19 protein-coding genes are annotated in these 20,897 nt (G+C 33.9%); 10 read left to right on the top strand and 9 right to left on the bottom strand.

Features of this window, described 5'->3' with window-relative positions; genetic code table 11:
• Positions 1 to 47 precede the first annotated feature (47 nt).
• The 5 genes from PQO00_RS02480 to PQO00_RS02460 all read left to right on the top strand — a co-directional run bounded on the left by PQO00_RS02480 (position 48) and on the right by PQO00_RS02460 (position 5,886).
• Positions 48 to 1,778, top strand: a complete 1,731-nt coding sequence (locus tag PQO00_RS02480; protein WP_274183248.1) for a phospho-sugar mutase — start codon at positions 48 to 50, stop codon at positions 1,776 to 1,778.
• On the top strand, positions 1,778 to 3,613 hold the full coding sequence (locus tag PQO00_RS02475; protein ID WP_274183247.1) for an ABC transporter ATP-binding protein: 1,836 nt from the start codon (positions 1,778 to 1,780) through the stop codon (positions 3,611 to 3,613). Before PQO00_RS02480 ends, PQO00_RS02475 begins: the two co-directional genes overlap by 1 nt.
• A 486-nt stretch (positions 3,614 to 4,099) precedes the next feature.
• Complete coding sequence (locus PQO00_RS02470) at positions 4,100 to 4,642, top strand: RNA polymerase sigma factor (RefSeq protein WP_274183246.1); 543 nt, start codon at positions 4,100 to 4,102, stop codon at positions 4,640 to 4,642.
• Between the two features lie 36 nt (positions 4,643 to 4,678).
• Positions 4,679 to 5,176: a hypothetical protein gene (locus PQO00_RS02465; RefSeq protein WP_274183245.1), complete on the top strand. Its 498-nt coding sequence runs from the start codon at positions 4,679 to 4,681 to the stop codon at positions 5,174 to 5,176.
• A 260-nt stretch (positions 5,177 to 5,436) separates the two neighbouring features.
• Complete coding sequence (locus PQO00_RS02460) at positions 5,437 to 5,886, top strand: Spy/CpxP family protein refolding chaperone (protein ID WP_274183244.1); 450 nt, start codon at positions 5,437 to 5,439, stop codon at positions 5,884 to 5,886.
• Between the two features lie 39 nt (positions 5,887 to 5,925).
• On the opposite strand, the gene PQO00_RS02455 is transcribed toward PQO00_RS02460, so the two are convergent.
• The 7 genes from PQO00_RS02455 to PQO00_RS02425 form a co-directional block, all read right to left on the bottom strand.
• Positions 5,926 to 6,996, bottom strand: a complete 1,071-nt coding sequence (locus tag PQO00_RS02455) for an oxidoreductase (protein WP_274183243.1) — start codon at positions 6,994 to 6,996, stop codon at positions 5,926 to 5,928.
• A gap of 335 nt (positions 6,997 to 7,331) precedes the next feature.
• Positions 7,332 to 7,961 (bottom strand): SCO family protein, encoded by a 630-nt coding sequence (locus PQO00_RS02450; protein ID WP_274183242.1) that lies wholly within the window; start codon positions 7,959 to 7,961, stop codon positions 7,332 to 7,334.
• Positions 7,958 to 8,527 carry a toxin-antitoxin system YwqK family antitoxin gene (locus PQO00_RS02445; RefSeq protein WP_274183241.1) on the bottom strand — a complete coding sequence of 190 codons (570 nt, stop codon included), beginning with the start codon at positions 8,525 to 8,527 and terminating at the stop codon, positions 7,958 to 7,960. Before PQO00_RS02445 ends, PQO00_RS02450 begins: the two co-directional genes overlap by 4 nt.
• Entirely contained in the window at positions 8,528 to 9,307 is a 780-nt protein-coding gene (locus tag PQO00_RS02440) for a YHYH protein (protein WP_274183240.1), read from the bottom strand. It abuts the gene before it with no gap.
• A gap of 499 nt (positions 9,308 to 9,806) precedes the next feature.
• Positions 9,807 to 10,319 (bottom strand): Spy/CpxP family protein refolding chaperone, encoded by a 513-nt coding sequence (locus PQO00_RS02435; RefSeq protein ID WP_274183239.1) that lies wholly within the window; start codon positions 10,317 to 10,319, stop codon positions 9,807 to 9,809.
• A gap of 10 nt (positions 10,320 to 10,329) precedes the next feature.
• Entirely contained in the window at positions 10,330 to 10,641 is a 312-nt protein-coding gene (locus PQO00_RS02430) for a hypothetical protein (protein WP_274183238.1), read from the bottom strand.
• A 42-nt stretch (positions 10,642 to 10,683) separates the two neighbouring features.
• A complete protein-coding gene (locus PQO00_RS02425) occupies positions 10,684 to 11,262 on the bottom strand; it encodes an RNA polymerase sigma factor (RefSeq protein ID WP_274183237.1) in 579 nt (192 codons plus the stop codon).
• A 235-nt stretch (positions 11,263 to 11,497) separates the two neighbouring features.
• On the opposite strand from PQO00_RS02425, the gene PQO00_RS02420 reads away from it, so the two are divergent.
• The 5 genes from PQO00_RS02420 to purL all read left to right on the top strand — a co-directional run bounded on the left by PQO00_RS02420 (position 11,498) and on the right by purL (position 18,654).
• A complete protein-coding gene (locus tag PQO00_RS02420) occupies positions 11,498 to 12,712 on the top strand; it encodes an RsmB/NOP family class I SAM-dependent RNA methyltransferase (RefSeq protein WP_274183236.1) in 1,215 nt (404 codons plus the stop codon).
• A gap of 343 nt (positions 12,713 to 13,055) precedes the next feature.
• On the top strand, positions 13,056 to 13,916 hold the full coding sequence (locus PQO00_RS02415) for a fructosamine kinase family protein (protein ID WP_274183235.1): 861 nt from the start codon (positions 13,056 to 13,058) through the stop codon (positions 13,914 to 13,916).
• A 148-nt stretch (positions 13,917 to 14,064) separates the two neighbouring features.
• A complete protein-coding gene (locus PQO00_RS02410) occupies positions 14,065 to 14,607 on the top strand; it encodes a hypothetical protein (RefSeq protein ID WP_274183234.1) in 543 nt (180 codons plus the stop codon).
• 24 nt (positions 14,608 to 14,631) lie between these two features.
• Positions 14,632 to 14,802, top strand: a complete 171-nt coding sequence (locus PQO00_RS02405; protein WP_274183233.1) for a hypothetical protein — start codon at positions 14,632 to 14,634, stop codon at positions 14,800 to 14,802.
• 186 nt (positions 14,803 to 14,988) lie between these two features.
• The gene (gene purL, locus PQO00_RS02400; RefSeq protein WP_274183232.1) at positions 14,989 to 18,654 is read left to right on the top strand and encodes a phosphoribosylformylglycinamidine synthase; all 3,666 of its coding nucleotides are present in this window, start codon (positions 14,989 to 14,991) and stop codon (positions 18,652 to 18,654) included.
• 495 nt (positions 18,655 to 19,149) lie between these two features.
• Here the strand turns inward: purL and PQO00_RS02395 are convergent, their stop codons facing one another.
• Together PQO00_RS02395 and PQO00_RS02390 are read right to left on the bottom strand one after the other, a co-directional pair.
• On the bottom strand, positions 19,150 to 19,761 hold the full coding sequence (locus PQO00_RS02395) for a trimeric intracellular cation channel family protein (RefSeq protein ID WP_274183231.1): 612 nt from the start codon (positions 19,759 to 19,761) through the stop codon (positions 19,150 to 19,152).
• Between the two features lie 411 nt (positions 19,762 to 20,172).
• Positions 20,173 to 20,892, bottom strand: coding sequence for an RDD family protein (locus tag PQO00_RS02390; RefSeq protein WP_274183230.1), 720 nt, complete (start codon positions 20,890 to 20,892; stop codon positions 20,173 to 20,175).
• Between the last annotated feature and the right edge of the window lie 5 nt (positions 20,893 to 20,897).

Genomic DNA, 20,897 nt, shown 5'->3' with positions numbered 1-20,897 from the left:
GACATTATCTGACTAATTGATTATTTTTGCACTTATTTAATTGACATATGATTTATATAGAACCAAAGATTTTAGATAGAATAAATACATGGTTAACACCAACTTTTGATGATGATACACAAACTTTCATTAAAGATAGTATTGCAAATACCCCAAAGGATATTCAAGAAAGCTTTTATAAAGATTTAGAATTCGGAACAGGTGGTATGCGTGGTGTTATGGGGGTTGGAACTAATCGTATAAATAAGTATACCCTTGGAAAAAGCACTCAGGGGTTGAGTAATTATTTACGTAAGTCCTTTCCAAATGAAAATCCAAAAGCGGTTATTGCTTACGATTGTAGACACAATAGCAAAACCCTGGCTAAAGTTGTTGCTGATGTTTTTTCCGCAAATAATATTGACGTTTATTTATTTGAGGATTTAAGGGCTACACCAGAATTGTCTTTTGCCGTTAAACATTTAAACTGCCATTGTGGTATCGTTTTAACAGCATCACATAATCCACCTGAATACAATGGATATAAAGTGTACTGGCAAGATGGCGGTCAATTAGTACCACCACATGACGATGCTTTAATACAAATTATAAATGACCTCGATTATGCCGATATAAAATTTGAAGCCAACAACGATCTTATTCATTATATAGGAAAAGATGTTGATGATGTGTTTATTAATGCTTCAGTAGAAAATGGAAGTTGTGGGGCTTCACAAGAAGCCAAAGACCATTTAAATATTGTTTTTACATCACTTCATGGCACTTCAATTACAGCGGTTCCTGAAACTTTAAAACGTGCTGGGTACAAAAATGTTCATATCGTAAAAGAACAAGAAGTTCCTGATGGCGATTTTCCAACGGTGGCATCACCAAATCCAGAAGAACCAGCAGCATTAAAAATGGCATTAGAACTGGCCGAAAAAGTAAATGCGGATATTGTTATAGGCACAGATCCCGATTGTGACAGATTGGGTGTTGCAGTGCGTAATTCTGAAAATAAATTACAGCTACTCAACGGAAATCAAACCATGCTGATGATGACGGATTTCCTACTAAAACAATGGCAAAACGAAGGAAAAATTAAAGGAAAGGAGTTTATTGCCTCAACCATAGTATCAACACCAATGTTGAGCAAACTTGCTAAAGCCTACAAAGTAGATAGCAAAATTGTTTTAACAGGCTTTAAATGGATTGCTAAGCTGATAAAAGATTTTCCCGAACTTAATTTTATTGGTGGTGGTGAAGAAAGTTTTGGTTTTATGGTCGGTGATTTTGTTCGAGACAAAGATGCCGTAACGTCAACGCTTTTAGCTTGCGAAATAGCTGCGCAGTCTAAAGCCATTGGAAGTTCTTTTTATAGCGAGCTCATTAAACTATATGCTGAACATGGATTCTATAAAGAACGTTTAGTTTCTCTCACCAAAAAAGGTATTGAAGGCGCAGAAGAAATTAAGCAAATGATGGTTGATGCACGCGAAAACCCATTAACGGTAGTCAATGGATCGAAAGTTGTGAAAGTTGAGGATTATCAATTATCTATTACCAAAAACATGATTTCTGGTGAAGAAAGCACCATTGACATTCCAAAATCGAATGTATTGATCTATTATACAGAAGATGGTAGCCAAATAGCACTAAGACCTAGTGGAACAGAACCTAAAATAAAATTCTACATTAGTGTCAATGACCGTTTGGAATCTGTTGATGCTTTTAATGAAACAGAAGCGAAACTAGAATCTAAAATAGATGCCATTTTAAAAGATATGAAACTTAATTAATGAATCATTTTGTAAATATCTTACGGTATGCAAAACCGTATAAGCGATTTGCTATCGGGCATATAATTTGTAACATTTTTTTTGCTTTATTCGGCACCTTATCATTCGTGGCTTTAAAACCTATGCTAGATGTTATCTTTAAGCAAACAAAGGACCGTGTTCCAACTGTGAAACCTGCATGGTCTGGATTAATGGACATGGGTGACTATACTAAAGACTATTTAGCATTTCAAATGAATTACTATACAAATGGAGACAACTCTAAAGCGCTTATTTTTGTTGTTAGCCTGATTATAGTGATGTTTTTATTAAAAAATATTTTTGGCTATTTTGCTAATTATTTTTTAGTATTCTTACGTAATGGGGTTATAAGAGACCTTAGAAATGAGGTCTATAAAAAAACAGTTGAGCTACCGCTTTCTTATTTTTCAGAAAAAAGAAAAGGAGACATTCTATCCAGGGTAACAAGTGATGTTTTAGATTTACAATATTCATTTCTGTCTGTTTTAGAACTTATCATTAGAGAACCCCTTACTATTATTTTCACTATAACGGTCATGCTTTATATAAGCCCGCAACTAACCCTATTTGTTTTTGTATTTATTCCGATAATGGGATTCGTTATTTCCAAAATAGGTAAAAGCTTAAAAAGAAAATCAGACCGTGTTCAAAAAGAACAAGGCACTTTTCTCTCAACGTTAGAAGAAACCTTAACAGGATTACGCATTATAAAAGGATTTAACGCCGAAGAGAAATTCAACAATAAATTTCAAGAATCTACGTCGCGTTTTTACCATTTCTCAAACAAATTACTCAACCGTCAAAACCTGGCATCACCAACTAGCGAGTTTTTGGGAATTTGTATTATAGCTATTATTTTATGGTATGGAGGAAATTTAGTATTAAATGGCGCTTCCTCTAGTTTAGATAGCAGTATGTTTCTTGTATATATGGGGTTATCCTATAATGTACTAACCCCTGCAAAAGCTATTTCAAGGGGCTTATATAATATTAAAAAAGGAGGTGCCGCAGCCGAAAGAATACAGGAAATTATCGATACCAAAAACCCTTTAAAAGACAAAGAAGGTGCCATCGATAAAAAAGGATTTGAGACCAATATCGTGTTCGATGATATTTCGTTTAAATATGAAAATGAATATGTGTTAAAAAACTTTTCATTGACCATTCCTAAAGGTAAGACAGTAGCGCTAGTTGGGCAATCTGGTAGTGGAAAATCAACTATAGCTAACTTAATTACGCGTTTTTATGATGTAAATAAAGGTCAGATCTTAATTGACGGTATAGATATTCGTGATTTAACGACAAGCTCTTTACGGGCTCAATTAGGTATTGTAACCCAAGATGCTATTCTTTTCAATGATAGTATTAAAAACAACATGAAATTAGGCAATGACGAAGCTACAGATGAACAAATAATTGAAGCTTTAAAAGTAGCTAATGCCTGGGAGTTTGTTAAAGATTTACCTGAAAGCCTTAACACCAATATTGGAGATGCGGGAAACAAGCTTTCCGGGGGTCAAAAACAACGGTTAAGTATTGCTCGGGCAGTCCTTAAAAGCCCACCTATTATGGTTTTGGACGAGGCGACCTCTGCTCTCGATACCGAAAGCGAACGACTTGTACAGGTGGCTTTAGAAAACATGATGAAAAACAGAACCTCTATTGTTATTGCCCATAGGTTATCTACCATTCAAAATGCAGATGAGATCATAGTTTTAAATAAAGGTAAGATAGTAGAACAAGGCAAACACCAAGATCTTATTAGCAAAAAGGGCGTTTACTACAAACTAGTAGAGATGCAAAGTTTCGGGTAATGTCATAGGTACTAATTCTGATTTAAAACTACTCAAATATAGGGTGAAAAGGAATTAAAACATAAAACCTGAGATCCCGCTGATACTGAAACAAGTTCAGCACAGGAAGCGGGATTAGCCTGCCTGCCGGCAGGTTCAACTTACAATTTTGAGTGCATCTTTTACAGACTACTCAAAATTGAGTTTTCCTGCCACGCAATATGCGTGGACTAATAAAAAAAGGATAGAGATTTGGGTTTCTATCCTTTTTTTTGTTCATTGATAGACTTGGGGACGACTAACAACATAAATAGGTTTCTGATACAAACATAAAACAAAAAACGAATTAAACCAAGAAAAAACGCATTTAATCGTAATTTTCATACTTTTCATCGATGTTTTTTAATACAAATAATTGATTATCAATATATTAATATTTTTAAATAAAACTGAAAATAAAGTTTAAACTTTCTATATATTTATTAGTCTAAAAACTAAACCGTTTTTGTGATCGACGAAACACAATTATTAGACCAATTAAAGTCAGAAAATCAAAAGGACAAAGCTTTTAGAGCACTTATTACGCTTTATAAAGAACGTTTATATTGGCACATTCGTAATATAGTAAAGTCGCATGATGATACCGATGATGTACTCCAAAATGTTTTTATTAAGGTTTATAAAAATATTGATAACTTTAAAGGAGATAGTAAATTGTTTTCATGGTTATATCGGATTGCCACTAACGAATCCATCACATTTATTAATAAAAATGCTAAACGATTACAAGTGACCAATGAAAAAGCACAACAATTAGCTATAAACAATTTAACATCAGATGTCTATTTTGAAGGGGATGCCATTCAATTAAAATTGCAAAAGGCTATTGCTACATTACCAGAAAAACAACAGTTAGTATTCAATATGAAATATTTTGAAGGCATTAAATATAAAGATATGGCAGACATCCTAGAAACCAGTGAAGGTGCGTTAAAAGCCTCTTACCATATCGCTGTTAAGAAAATTGAAGCGTATTTAACTAAAAATTAAACCTTTATTAAAATTATAAGTCTTATTAATAAGATAATGAAACAGGATAAACTACATAACATCAAAGAAACCGGATTTAATGTTCCAGATGGTTATTTTAACGCTTTAGAAGATGCTCTTTTAAGTGATATAAAGCTTAAAAAAATGGCAAGTGACTCTGGCTTTAAATTACCTGAAGGCTATTTTAGTACTTTGGAAAATACTATTATAGACAAAGTTTCAATAAAGGCATCCACAAAAGTTGTTCCCTTATTTAGAAAAAGAGCTTTAATTTACATATCTGGTATTGCCGCAGCGGTATTACTTTTGTTCAATCTTTCAATATTTCAAAATAAACCAACTTTTAATTCTTTAGATTTTGAAACAGTTGAAAACTATATTATGAATGAAAATATTGGTTCTTATGAAATTGCATCATTACTATCTGAAGAAGACCTCTTAGAAGAAAACTTTGTAGATTATCAAGTAGTGGAAGAAACCGTAGAAACCTATATCTTAGACTATCTAGATGTTGAGGACATTATTCTTGAATAAAGCATAAACACGTGCAACTTCCATAACGAACAGTCGGTGTACAAAGAAGTGACTAAATGGAAGCTACATGTGACCGATAAAAAATAAATATTATAAACACATGAAACGAGCATTAATAAATTTTAGTCATTTTTTCACAGAAGATAATGTTTAAAATTCCTGCCTGCCGGCAGGCAGGTTTAATGTGAGAGCGTAGCGGTTGCATACGTTCTCAATTTTATAATTGACATCAAATCAAATAATTATAAAGATTTAAACGTATGAAAAAAATCATATTTCCCATATTGCTATTTTTATTTTCGCTAAATGCTTTAGCACAGCACAATAGAGAGAAAATAAAAGCGCTTAAAATTTCATTTATCACAGAAAAGTTAGATTTAACAGAGCAAGAAGCCCAAAAATTCTGGCCCATTTATAATGACTACTATAAAGCTTATTCTAGAATAAGACATGAAGAAATTAGAAGTATCCGTCAAGAAATTAGAAAAAACATTAATACCCTAACAGATGAAAAAGCCAGGGATTTAATTACTAAGTTAAATGAATCTGAAAGTGAGCTCCATGAGCAGCGCATGGAGTTATCAGCTAAATTATTAAAAATCATTCCTCCTAAAAAAATAATTTTATTAAAAATAGCTGAAGATGATTTTAAAAGAAAAATGTTAGAACGTTTTAAAAATAATGGGTATCAAAAAAGAGGTGGGAAATAAATAATGCGCATTCGATCCAACAAATTTTTAGCTTTTATTTTATTCCCTAAAAGTTAATTTAGATATGCTTCCTGCACCAGCCGCATAAGCAATTGAGTCATTTAAAAATCGAATGGTATAGAAACCTTCATCGCTTAAATGTTTCCACGAATTTCCAGAATCGTTACTGTAATCGATTCCTTTAAAACCAATAGCAACTAGCTCCTTCCCTGCGCTGTTTGGGATATATTGTACACAACTCCTATAGCCTGGGTTTTCATTTTGAGCAACCAACTCCCAAGTTTTACCACCATCAACCGTTTTTATTTTATTAGCCGAATTATCATTCGGTTTTGTATAATCACCACCAATAGCAAAACCAATATGGGCATCATAAAAATCAACAGAATACATACCTGTAGTTTCCAAACCTTGAACTATGGGGGTATTGTAAACTTCCCAAGTTTTTCCTTTATCGGGGGAATATAAAATTCTACTTGATTTTCCTCCTGTGGCGACCCAAGTATGGTCCCCAACTATAGCAATATTAGTATCACTGGCCGCAAAAGCGGCTTCCCCTTCTTCTGCTTTGGGCAAAGAATCGCATGATAATTTTTCCCATGTTTGCCCACCATCCCGAGTAATGATAATACTCATACAATTATCTGTAGGATCTCCTATGGCAATACCTTCTTTGGCATTCCAAAAATCCATAGAATCGTAAAAAGCCTTAGGGTGGTCTTCTCTATATACTATGGTATCTTTTCCTACTTTCAATTTAAACAATAAAGCAGGAGAACCTACACTTAAACCATACCCCTGCTTCCTGGTTCCCGCTAAAGCTCTAAAATTAGGCGTCACCGAATCGCTCTTAACCTTAATGGGATACATGACATCGCTTTCAGAATATGCACCATCGTCCGTTGACACAACCCCCATGTTTCCGTTAGAATCCAAAAAAACACAAACATTGGCGTCTTCAATAATCTCTAAGGCCCTTACATTTAATAGTGAATCTTTAATAATCGTTTTTATTTCAACATTATTAATATTTCGGGACTCAAATAAATAACTCTTTTTAAATCCAAAAAGAAGAATCATGACTATTAATAATACAGATGCTTTTTTCATAAAACCTAAATTTCTATAAAAATAGAAAAGCTTTGTGAAGAATCATGGAACTTTGTAATAAAATAATTGCCAATAAAATATTTATGTTTATGTACACAACTCATATCGAAATAAAATATGACATAAATCCGTAAAGCTTATGAAATAAAGTGAGCATGCAATAATACCAATTATGAATTAAAATACGCTATTCAAACTCATTCATTAATTCGTTTTTTCTCTTTACTCTTCATTTCCATAGCTTAGGCTATGCAAATAACTCGCAGCAGGCTAAAACAAATAAGCTATGTCGTTTTCTGTTGCTCATTTTAATTCATAATTGGTATAAGAGATCGTTAAATTTCTTTTCTTAAAATCCCTATATGCCGTTTTAAGCGATCTACATCAATTTCTAAAGTACCATTATAAACACCTCGTATGTAACCTTGTTTATCTATTAAAATAAAATTTTCGGTGTGTATAAAATTGCTTTCATCTTGCGTTTTTATAAAATCTTCATCTGCAAAATAACCCGTTCTTGCAATATGGTACAAGGCATCTTTGTCACCTGTTACCAGATGCCACTTTGTAACATCTACATTATTTTTAGTAGCATAGTCTTTTAAAACAGCAACCGAATCTTTCCAAGGCATCACCGTATGTGAAAGTAACATAATGTCCTTATCATTTTTGTACGACTCCTGAAGATGGCTCATATTTTTGGTAAGTTTTGGACAAATACCGGGGCAGCTGGTAAAAAAGAAATTGGCTATATAAATCTTGCTCTTATAAGTTTTATTGGTAACAGTCTCTCCATTTTGATTTATAAAAGAAAACTCTGGAATTTTATGTGTCGCCTTGCCCCATTCGGGAGTAAAGTCTGTACTGTTAAAATAGGGCAATTGTGTGATCCCATAACTTTCCGCTTGCTTATCTTTACAAGATGCCATCATAAAAGCCAATAGTACTAAAATAGAATATTTCATTTAACCTCGTCGCTGTTTGTGGTCACCGTATAACATTTTTTTAATCCTATTAATCCAAACCGTTCTCCATGAACCACTTCGTAATTCGCTTTAATGGTACCATTAAGTTTCCAAAGACGTTGACGACCAACTTCTTTTCCATTTAAATAGTTAAAATCTCTATACAACTGCTTGGTTTTATACCATTCTTTTACCATACCATGATATTCCCCTTTTTCATTAAAATGATATTCAAACTTAAGAACGGTATCGTTCCACCAAGCTTTATGAATTCCGGATTTAAGTCCTTTTATATAATAGCGTTCCATCGATATTGAACCATTCTTAAACCAATGCTTCTCGTAACCTTCCTTTTTACCTTCTACATATTCAATATCAGATTTTAAATTTTTGTCAACATAATACGTTTGCAAATGACCAGTAAAGGGCACTTTTTTATATAATAAAATACCATTATCAAGTTTTAAATTGGGGTTTGATGCTTCAATAATCCCTACGGGGGCTATGGCATCGCAAGCATAAAGGACACCAAAAACAAAAATTATATATACTAATTTACCTAACACTTAATTTGAAATATTTCCAGGAGTTCCAAAATAGCCATTCCCGTTAATATATGGGTCTTGACTCGTAATATGGTAATGATAGATGCCATCGGGGAAATCTGCAGTAGCAGACGTATGCCCATGATAGCTATCTAAATCATCATTAGTAATTGTTTTACCATCTTCCAGTGGGCCATAAACAGGAAATCCATCAGCTAAAAGGCCTAAAAAGGCATCTTCTCCAAACTGTTGTGTCAAATAAATGGGTTCCATATGATAATGATATTGTCCAGTGCGCTGAGGGTGCCCCAACCATTGGTCGAATGAATCTATTTCATTTGTTAATGGCTGATCTGGTCCCGCGTACTGATTAAAAAACACCACGCCATTTCTTGAAATACCAATGGGTCCTAAACCTGTTGCTTGCTTATTTAAAGCCTCAGATGGATTTAGTGATATTGTAAAGACTATATTTTGCTCGCTAATAGTGTTTGGATTTATTCTCCAATTAGAATTCGTACCATTATAAGCTTCGTATAATGGATCGTTTGTCGGCCAATATGGACTTGTGTGATTAGGTAAATCCTGTGTCGTAAATGTAACGGTATTCCCATTTACAGCATAGGATAATCCTGTTCCTTCAAATTTTGAAAGAATAATACTTATATCATAATCTGTATCAGCTGGTTGCTCCTTCTCATCTTCACCAGGTACGGCTGTTGCATCGTCTCCATTAGAACATGCTATGAAAATAATTATAGTTAATAAAGGTAGAATTAATAAAGTTTTTAAATTTTTCATAGGTCTATTCTTTTTAATATGATACGCTCGCCTTGACTTTTTCTATTTCCTGAATTTTTGGTTAAACACATAAAGTCAAGATGATTTCGATGAAAAAATAACCAAAAGGTTTAATATCAACATAGAAATTACTAAAAGTGAAATACTAATTATCAAGGCTCTTCTTTTAATTTTCATTACTTTATTTGAGATTTGTCTTTTTAGATGCATTCCATCTTAAAACCTTGCGCGAAATTTTATTTTTTTTCAAAAAAAAGGCTCTCATTGTTTGAAAGCCATTACGGATTGGTATAATAAAGTGATTTAAACTACCCAGCAAGCTGGGCACCTGTTTTTATAATTGGCTACAAAATGCTCTTTCACCCCTACATTTTGTCTGTTTATTACTCCGTAGCGAGCTATGCCATTCAAAAAAGCCTTCAAATGGAAAATATCTGTACGGCAGGCAGGAAATGGTTATTTTTCGCTTCAATCAAAAAAAACTTAAGCTACTTTAATATCAATACCTTGGCGGTGGTCTGTGGTCCTTACCCCCGCTTCCCAAAGGAGGTCTTTGTTCTTTTTCTCCTGCTTTATGAAGTGCATCATTAATAATTTTCTTAAACTTTTCTTTTTGTTTATCATGGCACAATGCTTCAATGCTTTTAAAATGATAAAAAGTTTCTATATCTCTTTCTTTAACTTTTTCACCTATTAAGTTCGTAATAGAATCTATGGTATTTTCACTTAATGATTTATTAAATATTTGATTAAACAAGGCATCCTTTAATTGCTTGATCTCACCACCAATACGCCTCATTTTATGATGATGTTCTCTATTAATGCTTTCAAATTGAAACATTTGATCGTTATTAAAATCCAATTCTTTAACAATAAAATTAGCAGGTCCCTTTCCTCTAGGTCTATTTCTACTTTCTGTTTCATTAGAGCCTCCCAAATAATTAAATAGGAAAACCCCATTAACCACAACTAAGAAGACTAATAAAACATATAAGAGTAAGTTTTTTTTCATAATGCTTTATTTAATTAAACAATGATGTACCTAACCCTGAAGACAATCCATATGTTTCTGCAAACTCATTGATATTACTATCATATTTGTTAGAATTTAGCTGCGTAAACGCCAGCACATTTAAAACAACAATACAGACTAACGTTGCCAATTGTAACTTAGGAGAAAACCAAGACCAAACTAATGACTCATCTTCTTGCCCAACAAACAACCTTTGCATGGTTTTATCCTTGAAAAAAGGAGATACTTGTACAGCTTCAGTGACATCCATAGCATTTAAAGTATCGACAACCTTGTTCTTTATGTCTTTATTTACTTCCATAGTATATATAGTGTTAGATGCAATAATTTATAAAATCTTGCGTCACTTTTCATTTTTATAAAAATTTTGTAATAATTCTTGTAAATTTTTCTTCGCTCTAAACATTAAAGATTCAACCGAAGACACACTTTTATTAATAATTTCTCCTATCTCTTTGTGGCTCATCCCGTCAATCTTACTAAGTGTAAATACGGTTCTTTGTTCTTCCGACAATTGATTTATGGCAAGAAACAATGTTGCGCTCTTTTCCTTATTTTCTAAAATAATCCCAGGGTGATTCATCTCTGTAAAGTATTTACTTTTATCCATAGGTATGTCGTTACCCATTATAGATTGCAAAAAGGCAAACCGTTTTTTAGTATTCTTTTTCCTTATAAACTCTAAACATTTATTGGTTGCAATACGATATATCCAGGTTGATAACTTAGAATTTCCTTTAAATTTTCCAATCGAATTAAAAACCTCAACAAAAACATCCTGAGCAATATCTTCGGCATCTTCTTTATTGGGCACAAACGATAAACAAGTAGCAAATATTTTATCCTGAAAATCATCAATCAGCTTACCATACGCATTAGCATTATGATTTTGTAGTCCTTTAATAAATTCGCTTTCAGTCAAAAAATTACAGTGTTAAACTTTTGTAAGTTTAGATATCTTAAAATGAAAACTTACACCATGGCATAAGGAGTTTTCAAATTTATATAAAATATGGAGGCATTACCAATTAACTTATCAACGATTGAACAAATACACATTTAAAACGTAACTTTGCAGCCTTAATAATTTTAAATCGTTCTACTTTAGTTTAGCCTTTGTAACCGCTTGCTGAATACTGAACACAGAAAACTAAAAAATGCGATTACATAGAAACCTTTGTTTTTCTGTTATAGACGGACTCACCTTAATTTTTAATGAAGGTAAATATGCCGATAAAGTCATTCAACAACTACTAAAAAGAGATAAACGTTGGGGTGCTAGAGATAGAGCTTTTGTTGCCGAAACTACTTATGATATTGTACGGTGGAAACGCTTGTATGCCGAAATTGCTGAAGTAAAAGAACCTTTTGACAGAGACAATCTATGGCGCTTATTTGCTGTTTGGGCGACCCTAAAAGGTATAAAATTACCCGATTGGAAATATTTTGAAAGCACACCGACTCGAAAAATCAAGGGGCGTTTTGATGAACTATCTAAAATTAGAAAGATTAGGGAATCCATTCCAGATTGGATTGACAATGTAGGCTTAAAGGAATTGGGTGAAGCTACGTGGACCAAGGAAATAGCCATGCAAAACGAACAAGCAGACGTTATTTTAAGAACCAATACACTTAAAATTACTAAAGAAAAATTACAAGATGTCTTGCATGATCAAGGTATTGAGACCGAATTCATAAAAGGTTACGATGCAGCACTTAAACTAACAGAACGTGCCAATGTTTTTGTGACAGATGCTTTTAAAAATGGATTTTTTGAAGTTCAGGATGCATCATCGCAATTAGTGGCCGATTTTCTGGACATAAAGCCAGGCATGAAAGTCGTTGATACTTGTGCCGGTGCTGGTGGTAAAACCCTGCACATGGCCTCATTGATGGAAAATAAAGGCCAGATTATTGCCATGGATATTTACGAAAGTAAGCTTAAAAAATTAAAGATTAGAGCCAAGCGAAATGGTGTTCACAATGTGGAGTTGAAAGTTATTGATTCTACTAAGCCCATTAAAAAATTACATAATAAAGCAGATCGTGTTTTAATTGATGCCCCTTGTTCTGGATTGGGTGTTTTGCGCAGAAACCCAGATGCTAAGTGGAAATTGGAACCTGAGTTTTTAGATAATATCAGAGTGACTCAACAAGAAGTATTACAACAATATTCCAAAATGGTGAAACCGGAGGGCAAACTGGTTTATGCTACGTGCTCGGTACTACCTTCCGAAAACCAGGAACAGATAAAAACATTCTTAAAATCGGAAGCTGGTGCTAATTTTACGCTTATCAAAGAGAATAAAGTGTTCGCACATAAATCTGGATTTGATGGGTTCTATATGGCTTTGTTGGAGAGAAAGGGTTAAGTTTTTTATAATGAAGTGGTTTAAACTTTTTATAATTGGCTGCAAAATGTCCTTTTATCCCCATATTTTATCTTTTTATTACTCCGTAGCGATGCTATGCAGTGCAAAAAAGCATTCATTTGGGAATAAAATCACTATTTTTCGCTTCAATCAAAAAGTTTAAACCACTTCAATGAATTCATTAATCTTTGATTCTCCTTAGCGACTAGAAGTACTCGCCATATCTTTCGGGATCTTATACCATTTCTAACTTAAATTTACGCCATAAAACGGCATCTTTTCTTTTGAGTAAATTTAAATCAGAACTGGTATTGTTTAGATAAAACTTCCTTATTTTTAAGTCATGAATAAGGACTTAAAAACACATCTTTCAAGCCTCTTAAACGAATCTATTACTAAAATCTCGGCTCTTCATGGCGGTGATATTTCAAATGCTTACAGAATCGAAACCCCAAACAATGGCTACTTCTTAAAACTAAACAAAGCTCTAAATGCTGCAAGGATGTTTCAAACTGAAGTTTATGGACTTCAATTGATTAGAAAAACAAATACCATAAAAACACCTGGGGTTATAGCTTGCGACACTTTTCAAGACAGTGCTTTTTTGCTTATGGAGTTTATTGAAAACAAATCACCATCGCCTACAGATTTTAAAAATCTAGGACATCAATTAGCACAATTGCACACATGTACTTCTGAGTATTTTGGTTTAGATCGAGATAATTTTATTGGGAGTTTGCAACAAAGCAATAAACCCAATACCACCTGGTTAGAGTTTTATGCTACAGAACGTTTGCTACCGCAACTGGAATTGGCTAAACAAAAACAATTGCTTTCTACAGATATATGTCCGCGTGTACAAGAAATAAAAGAGGCCCTAAAACCTATATTTAAAGATATAAAACCAGCTTTATTACATGGCGACCTATGGAGTGGCAATTACTTAATTTCCAAAGATGGTGTGCCATACCTCATAGACCCTGCCATTTATTATGGGCACCACGAGACAGATATTGCCATGACTAAATTGTTTGGTGGTTTTAATGACTCTTTTTACGATGCGTATAACGCCCACTTTACAAGAGACAAAAATACTTTTCATAGAATAGAAATCTATCAACTGTATTACCTTTTGGTCCATTTAAATTTATTTGGTCGTTCTTATTATGGTTCTGTAGCTTCTATCTTGAAAAAGTATTTTTAAATTCCTGCGCAGGCAGGGATCTTATAGATTAAAACTGAAAATACAAAAATGGATTCCTACCTGCGCAGGAATTAAAAACGTACAAAAAGTATTACCTTTGAATATAATACCAATTTGAATATAAAATGTCGTATAAAAGCCTCAACTATTGAACAGTATACCAGCTTATAAAACCGAACAGCTTAAATCCAGAACAAGAAAAATTCAGTACTTATTTGAAAGTAAAGGACGCAAATCAATAATTAAGGCCATTGAATATACGCCAGTTGCCAAAAGAAATGGAAAAGTAATCTATAATTTAGGGTTTGGAGACTTCAACGAAGAAAACGGCAACATCTTTGACGATTCAAATAGTAATAATGGCGATATGAGAAAAGTATTCAGTACCGTTTTAAATACCATCCCTAAGTTCTTTAAAGAACATGAAAACGCTGCTATTTGGGTTCAAGGTAGTGATAGTGCAGATGATTTCAAGGAACTTTGTGAAACTGCCTGTAAAAAGAACTGTGAAAACATTTGCAAAAATTTTAATAGAAGAATTAAAACTTACAGATACTATGTAAATAGACATTTTACCGAATTAAGTAAAGAGTATCTGTTTTTTGGATTAACAAATGAAAAAAAAGCTACTTTAGCACAATATACTACTGATAATGAATATGTTGGTATTTTGGTGTTTAAGAAAAAATAACCTAAATTTGTATAGCAAATAATTATGGAACGAAAAAAACAAATATTAAAAGCAACAAAGGTACTTTCAATGTCTAAAGCGACAAAAGAGAGAATCTCTAGTATTGCCAAAGATATTAAAGGCAAAGAACTGTTTCCTGAAAAAATAAAATTAGCAAAAAAAACATTAAGTAAGATTAAATCACTTCCTGTTTAAAATAGTACCTCATCACATATAGAGATAAGAGCAAATCTAATAGTTAGCTTTTTTTATAAAACAAGGTGGTTCCCCTTGTTTAAAACCTCGTGAATAACTCTCCATTTTCCTCGTTATATTTTTATAAGAAATTCGATTAAAAAGAAGTAAATTTGCACTTTCTTTAAACACACAAATCAAGACATAATGATTCATTTCTTTGGAAACGTAACCAGCAAAGTATTTGCTGTTCAAACAACAAAAGAATTATCAACTGAAACCACTTTAAAATTAGTATGGTTATTTGGCAACCAGCCAAAAATAGAACAAGCATCTCTCGATGCTTTTTTTGTTGGTCCGCGTGCAGCCATGATAACGCCTTGGAGCACCAATGCTGTAGAAATTACCCAGAATATGGGAATTTCCGATATTATTAGGATTGAAGAATTTGAAGCAGTCCCTAAGGATTTCAAAGCATTTGATCCTATGATTTCGGAAAAATTCAATGGATTAAATCAAAATTCTTTTACCATAGATATTCAACCAGAGCCTATTCTTGATATTGAAGATATTGCTTCATATAACAAACAGGAAGGTTTATCTCTAAGTGATGAAGAAGTCATTTATCTTGAAGGCGTTTCCAAAAAGATAGGACGACCATTAACAGACTCTGAAGTTTTTGGTTTTTCCCAAGTAAATTCCGAGCACTGCCGTCATAAAATCTTTAATGGCACTTTTGTTATTGATGGTATAGAAAAACCAACATCGCTTTTCAAATTAATTAAAGAAACATCAAAACAACATCCAAACGATATTGTTTCTGCCTATAAAGATAATGTGGCTTTTATAAAAGGGCCCAAAGTGGAACAATTTGCGCCTAAACGTGCCGATGTTCCAGATTACTATACCACAGAAGATTTCAATTCCGTGATCTCGCTTAAAGCAGAAACCCATAATTTCCCAACAACCGTAGAACCTTTTAACGGTGCTGCCACTGGTTCTGGTGGTGAAATTCGAGACAGATTAGCAGGTGGAAAAGGCTCTATTCCATTGGCTGGAACTGCGGTTTATATGACCTCATATTCGCGATTGGAAGAAAACAGACCTTGGGAAAATGGTGTTGAAGAACGCGATTGGTTATACCAAACACCTATGGACATTTTAATAAAAGCTTCTAACGGCGCATCTGACTTTGGAAACAAGTTTGGGCAGCCGCTTATTTGTGGCTCTGTTTTAACCTTTGAGCATGAGGAAGAAGCCAGAAAAATCGGTTTCGACAAAGTTATCATGCAAGCAGGAGGTATTGGATATGGCAAAAGCGAACAAGCATTAAAAGACACACCACAAACAGGCGATAAAATAGTTATCCTTGGTGGTGAAAATTACCGTATTGGTATGGGGGGCGCTGCTGTTTCTAGTGCTGATACTGGAGAGTTTGCCTCGGGCATCGAATTAAATGCCGTACAGCGTTCTAATCCAGAAATGCAAAAACGAGCGGCAAATGCCATACGGGGCATGGTAGAAAGCGACGAAAACTTTATAGTTTCCATTCACGATCATGGTGCCGGTGGCCACTTAAACTGCCTTTCTGAATTAGTTGAAGATACTGGGGGAAAAATAGACTTAGATGCCTTACCTGTTGGTGACCCAACATTATCAGATAAAGAAATCATCGGAAATGAATCGCAAGAACGTATGGGCTTGGTAATTTCCGAAAAACATTTAGAAACACTTAACAAAATAGCAGATCGCGAACGTTCTCCAATCTATACTGTTGGAGATGTAACGGGAGACGATCGGTTTACCTTCCAATCTAAAACCAAAGGCAACAAACCAATGGATTTGGCTATGGAAGACATGTTTGGTAGTTCGCCCAAAACAATCATGACAGATAAAACTGTTGACAGAAAATATAGTGATGTCAATTATAATTCTGATAATTTTTACGATTACCTCGATCAAGTATTACAATTAGAAGCAGTAGCTTGTAAAGATTGGTTAACAAATAAAGTAGATAGATGCGTTGGTGGAAAAGTTGCGAAGCAACAATGTGCAGGCTCCCTACAATTGCCTTTAAATAATGTTGGCGTCATGGCTTTGGATTATAAAGGAAAAGAGGGTATTGCAACATCTATTGGTCACTCCCCTATTTCTGGGTTGATCGATCCAGTTGCAGGTAGTAGAAACTCTATTACCGAAGCCTTGACCAATATCATTTGGGCGCCTTTAAAAGATGGATTACAATCGGTTTCATTATCTGCAAACTGGATGTGGCCTTGTAAAAATGAGGGTGAAGATGCTCGCTTATATGAAGCCGTAAAAGCGGTTTCAGAGTTTTCAATCGATTTGGGAATCAATGTTCCAACTGGGAAAGATTCCTTATCGATGAAACAAAAATACCCTAATGAAGAAGTAATCTCTCCAGGAACCGTTATTATTTCGGCAGCAGCAAATTGCAACGACATTTCCAAAGTCGTGGAACCTGTTTTCAACAAAAATGGTGGAGATATATACTATATCAATATATCACAAGACCATTTTAAATTGGGAGGCAGTTCATTTGCCCAAATAGTCAATAAAATAGGTAATGAAACACCTCTTGTAAAAGATGCTGCTTACGTTAAAAACGTATTCAATACCATTCAAGATTTAATAAAAGATAAGAAAATCGTCGCTGGACATGATGTCGCTTCTGGCGGCTTGGTTACAACACTTTTAGAAATGTGCTTTGCCGACTCTAATCTTGGAGCCGAGTTAGATTTATCTAATTTAAATGAACCAGATTCATTCAAATTATTATTTTCTGAAAACCCAGGCATTGTTATCCAAGCAAAAGATCATGCCATCGAATCTGTTTTGAATGGTGCTAATATTGAATTTCATAACATTGGAAATGTTACAGAAAGCGATACTTTAAGTATTATTAATAACGCTGAAACATTCACAATGACCGTTTCTAGATTGCGTGACGTTTGGTACAAAACATCATTCTTATTAGATCAAAAACAAACAGCAAACGGTTTAGCAGAAGATAGATTCAATAACTATAAAAACCAACCGCTTCAATATACTTTTCCAAAACAGTTTACAGGAAAGCTCCCTGCTGCTTTAGGGAAACGTCGGGAAGGAGCTCCAAAAGCAGCCATTCTTCGTGAAAAAGGCAGTAATTCTGAACGTGAAATGGCAAATGCTATGTATTTAGCTGGTTTTGATGTAAAAGATGTGCATATGACCGATTTAATTTCTGGTCGTGAAACCTTGGAGGACATTCAGTTTTTAGGTGCTGTTGGCGGCTTTAGTAACTCTGATGTTTTAGGATCTGCCAAAGGTTGGGCCGGTGCGATTAAATATAATGAAAAAGCTAATAAAGTTATTAAAGATTTCTTTGCAAGAAAAGACACCCTATCTGTTGGGATCTGCAATGGTTGCCAACTTTGGATGGAATTAAACCTCGTAAATCCAGAACATGAAGTACATGGGAAAATGGATTATAACGACTCTCATAAACACGAAAGTGCATTCACTTCTGTAAAAATTCAGGAAAATAATTCTGTGATGCTCTCAACATTAGCAGGCAGTACTTTAGGTGTTTGGATTTCTCATGGTGAAGGGAAATTTAAATTACCATACGCTGAAGATAAATATCATATCGTTGCTAAATATGGTTATGAAGGGTATCCACATAATCCAAATGGATCTGATTTTAATACCGCTATGATGTGCGATAAAACCGGAAGACATTTAGTGACCATGCCACATATAGAACGTTCTACGTTCCAATGGAATTGGGCGAACTACCCCGATGGAAGACAAGACGAGGTATCTCCTTGGCTAGAAGCTTTTGTTAATGCCAGAAAGTGGCTTCAGAAATAAATAAAAATTTAATTTTTCATCTATTCTTATACAGGATAGATTTAAAATTTGCTTTTTTAATACAATTAATGTCAATAGCAAATAGGTCTTTTATCGACTTATTTTCTATTATAGCTAAATCAATATAAAATAACATGAACCTTCAGAGTAAAAAACCGAATTTCTTCGTTAAAAATACTCGCCGTAACTAGGCTCAATGTCATTAAGTTAAGGAAATTTGTTCTTTATTTGTCACATTGAGTACTTCGGCTGCGCTCTGCATAAACTAAAGTCGAAATGCTAATAAAAACTAGAATTCCAATTGGTCTTCGACTTTAGCCTGTCTTGAGCGGAGCCGAAAGGCTCAGACTGACATTACGGCCTTAACTTAATGACATTGAACTAGGCTATGCCTACGCTTTTTGCCTTGAACTTCAATTTTTTATTTCTAAATATTCTATGCCATTTTATAGCGACTTAGCTATACATTCATTTTTACTGATCTCTTTTCCTTTTTTAATTTTTATTACCAGAGTAAATCGTTGGTAGTGCTATCTTAAACTTCACGGCCAATAACCTGACTACAATCACAACAATTCCTGCTATTATAAAAACAATATTGTTTTCTATTGGTAGCTCTCTTAATAAAAAATAGATGATACCGCCAAGTATGCAAGGAGTCGCATAAATTTCTTTTCTAAAAATAACAGGGATTTCATTACATAAAATATCACGTATCACACCCCCAAAACTAGCTGTCATAGTTCCTAGAGCAATACAGATTATTGGGTGCAAGCCTGCATGCAACCCTTTTTCAATTCCTACTAAGGTGTATAATCCAATACCAATAGTATCGAACAAAAACAGGGACGTTCTTAGATAGTTAATCTTGCTTCTAAAAAGGATTGCAAAAACTGCCGACGCTATAATAACATAGGTATAAGTGATATCCTTCATCCAACTTACGGGAGCATTACCTATAAGTAAATCTCGAAGTGTACCTCCACCAACAGCTGTAACAAATCCAATAATCAGGATTCCGAATAAATCCATTTTTTTATTAATTGCCACCAATACGCCTGAAATGGCAAAAGCAATGGTTCCTAAAATATCTATGGTATAAAACATAATATTTTTAATTTAATCTTAAAATTGTTACTAGCTATCTTTATTTTCAATTGTTATATATAGAAGTGATTTAAACTTTTTTCAATTGGGTGCAACCTGCCTGCCGGCAGGCAGGAATGCTCCTTTTCACCCTTTTTTTTTGTCTTTTTATTACTTCGTAACGCTGCTATGGAGTGCAAAAAAGACTTCAAAATGAATAAAAATCAGCTATTTTTCGCTTCAATCAAAAAAGTTTAAATCACTTCATAATATGGCACCTCTCAACAGACAGGCATAACAAAAACCCCATTCTTAAGAAACATGCAATATCCTTATCCTGAAACACGTCGACGTAGCTGTCTTAGCGAAACCGAAAGGCTCAGGATAAGCGATTCACACACTTTTTCTGAAAAAGAAAAAGTGGTTCTCTGCTTACATATCTTGGGTGTAAAAATTATAATCCTTTAAAATAACATCAATAAACTGAATGTCATTTGCTTGTTTCACCTCCTTTATACCAGCTACTTCTATTATTTTTGACCTTAACTTTATTAATGTTTGATGATCTTTTGAGGCTCTTGCCGTAATAAACGTATCTTTTATAATACGTGCATCATTATCAGACAATTTAATAACATTAGGGTAGGTAGGCTTATAGTCTTGTCTTAAATCCTCTAAAATAGTATGGCTAATATTCACCTGATCTTTTAATGCAATTACAGCGGTTCCTGCTGCCATGTCCCCTAATCTTTGTGTTTTTTTATTAGATAACATCACGAAAAAGCCCAATCCAAAAATATAAACATCAACAATTCTAAAAAACCAACGTACTACATAATCAGATAGCGATGCTTGATACCCATCAATTTTAACAACTCTAATTTTAAGAACACGCTTACCAATAGTTTGTCCCTGAAAAAAAGACTCCAATGCCAAAGTATAAAACATCACAGGAAAACTCAAAATCGTATTAATACCTATTTGAGACCATTCGTCCATCCCTTCAAAAACACCAAATATTTTATTTAATATTAGTAAATACCCCATTTTAATAACCGTATCAAGGATGAACGCTAACAATCTTTCTCCACCACCTGCAGCATTGAACGTTATTTTTACATTTTGGGTCGTGTTAATTTGTAACTCTGACATTTTAT

The organism is Flavivirga sp. 57AJ16 (assembly GCF_028736925.1).
GTDB lineage: Bacteria > Bacteroidota > Bacteroidia > Flavobacteriales > Flavobacteriaceae > Flavivirga.
The sequence above is the reverse complement of the archived record's forward strand: the minus strand, read 5'-3'. Positions and strand labels throughout refer to the sequence as shown.

What these genes read in the sequence shown, in the direction of transcription:
- purL (WP_274183232.1), top strand. Translation starts at nt 14,989, where the DNA reads ATGATTCATTTCTTTGGAAACGTAACCAGCAAAGTATTTGCTGTTCAA.
- PQO00_RS02430 (WP_274183238.1), bottom strand. Translation starts at nt 10,641, where the DNA reads ATGGAAGTAAATAAAGACATAAAGAACAAGGTTGTCGATACTTTAAAT.
- PQO00_RS02390 (WP_274183230.1), bottom strand. Translation starts at nt 20,892, where the DNA reads ATGTCAGAGTTACAAATTAACACGACCCAAAATGTAAAAATAACGTTC.
- PQO00_RS02475 (WP_274183247.1), top strand. Translation starts at nt 1,778, where the DNA reads ATGAATCATTTTGTAAATATCTTACGGTATGCAAAACCGTATAAGCGA.
- PQO00_RS02405 (WP_274183233.1), top strand. Translation starts at nt 14,632, where the DNA reads ATGGAACGAAAAAAACAAATATTAAAAGCAACAAAGGTACTTTCAATG.
- PQO00_RS02480 (WP_274183248.1), top strand. Translation starts at nt 48, where the DNA reads ATGATTTATATAGAACCAAAGATTTTAGATAGAATAAATACATGGTTA.
- PQO00_RS02420 (WP_274183236.1), top strand. Translation starts at nt 11,498, where the DNA reads ATGCGATTACATAGAAACCTTTGTTTTTCTGTTATAGACGGACTCACC.
- PQO00_RS02435 (WP_274183239.1), bottom strand. Translation starts at nt 10,319, where the DNA reads ATGAAAAAAAACTTACTCTTATATGTTTTATTAGTCTTCTTAGTTGTG.
- PQO00_RS02415 (WP_274183235.1), top strand. Translation starts at nt 13,056, where the DNA reads ATGAATAAGGACTTAAAAACACATCTTTCAAGCCTCTTAAACGAATCT.
- PQO00_RS02460 (WP_274183244.1), top strand. Translation starts at nt 5,437, where the DNA reads ATGAAAAAAATCATATTTCCCATATTGCTATTTTTATTTTCGCTAAAT.
- PQO00_RS02450 (WP_274183242.1), bottom strand. Translation starts at nt 7,961, where the DNA reads ATGAAATATTCTATTTTAGTACTATTGGCTTTTATGATGGCATCTTGT.
- PQO00_RS02455 (WP_274183243.1), bottom strand. Translation starts at nt 6,996, where the DNA reads ATGAAAAAAGCATCTGTATTATTAATAGTCATGATTCTTCTTTTTGGA.
- PQO00_RS02440 (WP_274183240.1), bottom strand. Translation starts at nt 9,307, where the DNA reads ATGAAAAATTTAAAAACTTTATTAATTCTACCTTTATTAACTATAATT.
- PQO00_RS02465 (WP_274183245.1), top strand. Translation starts at nt 4,679, where the DNA reads ATGAAACAGGATAAACTACATAACATCAAAGAAACCGGATTTAATGTT.
- PQO00_RS02395 (WP_274183231.1), bottom strand. Translation starts at nt 19,761, where the DNA reads ATGTTTTATACCATAGATATTTTAGGAACCATTGCTTTTGCCATTTCA.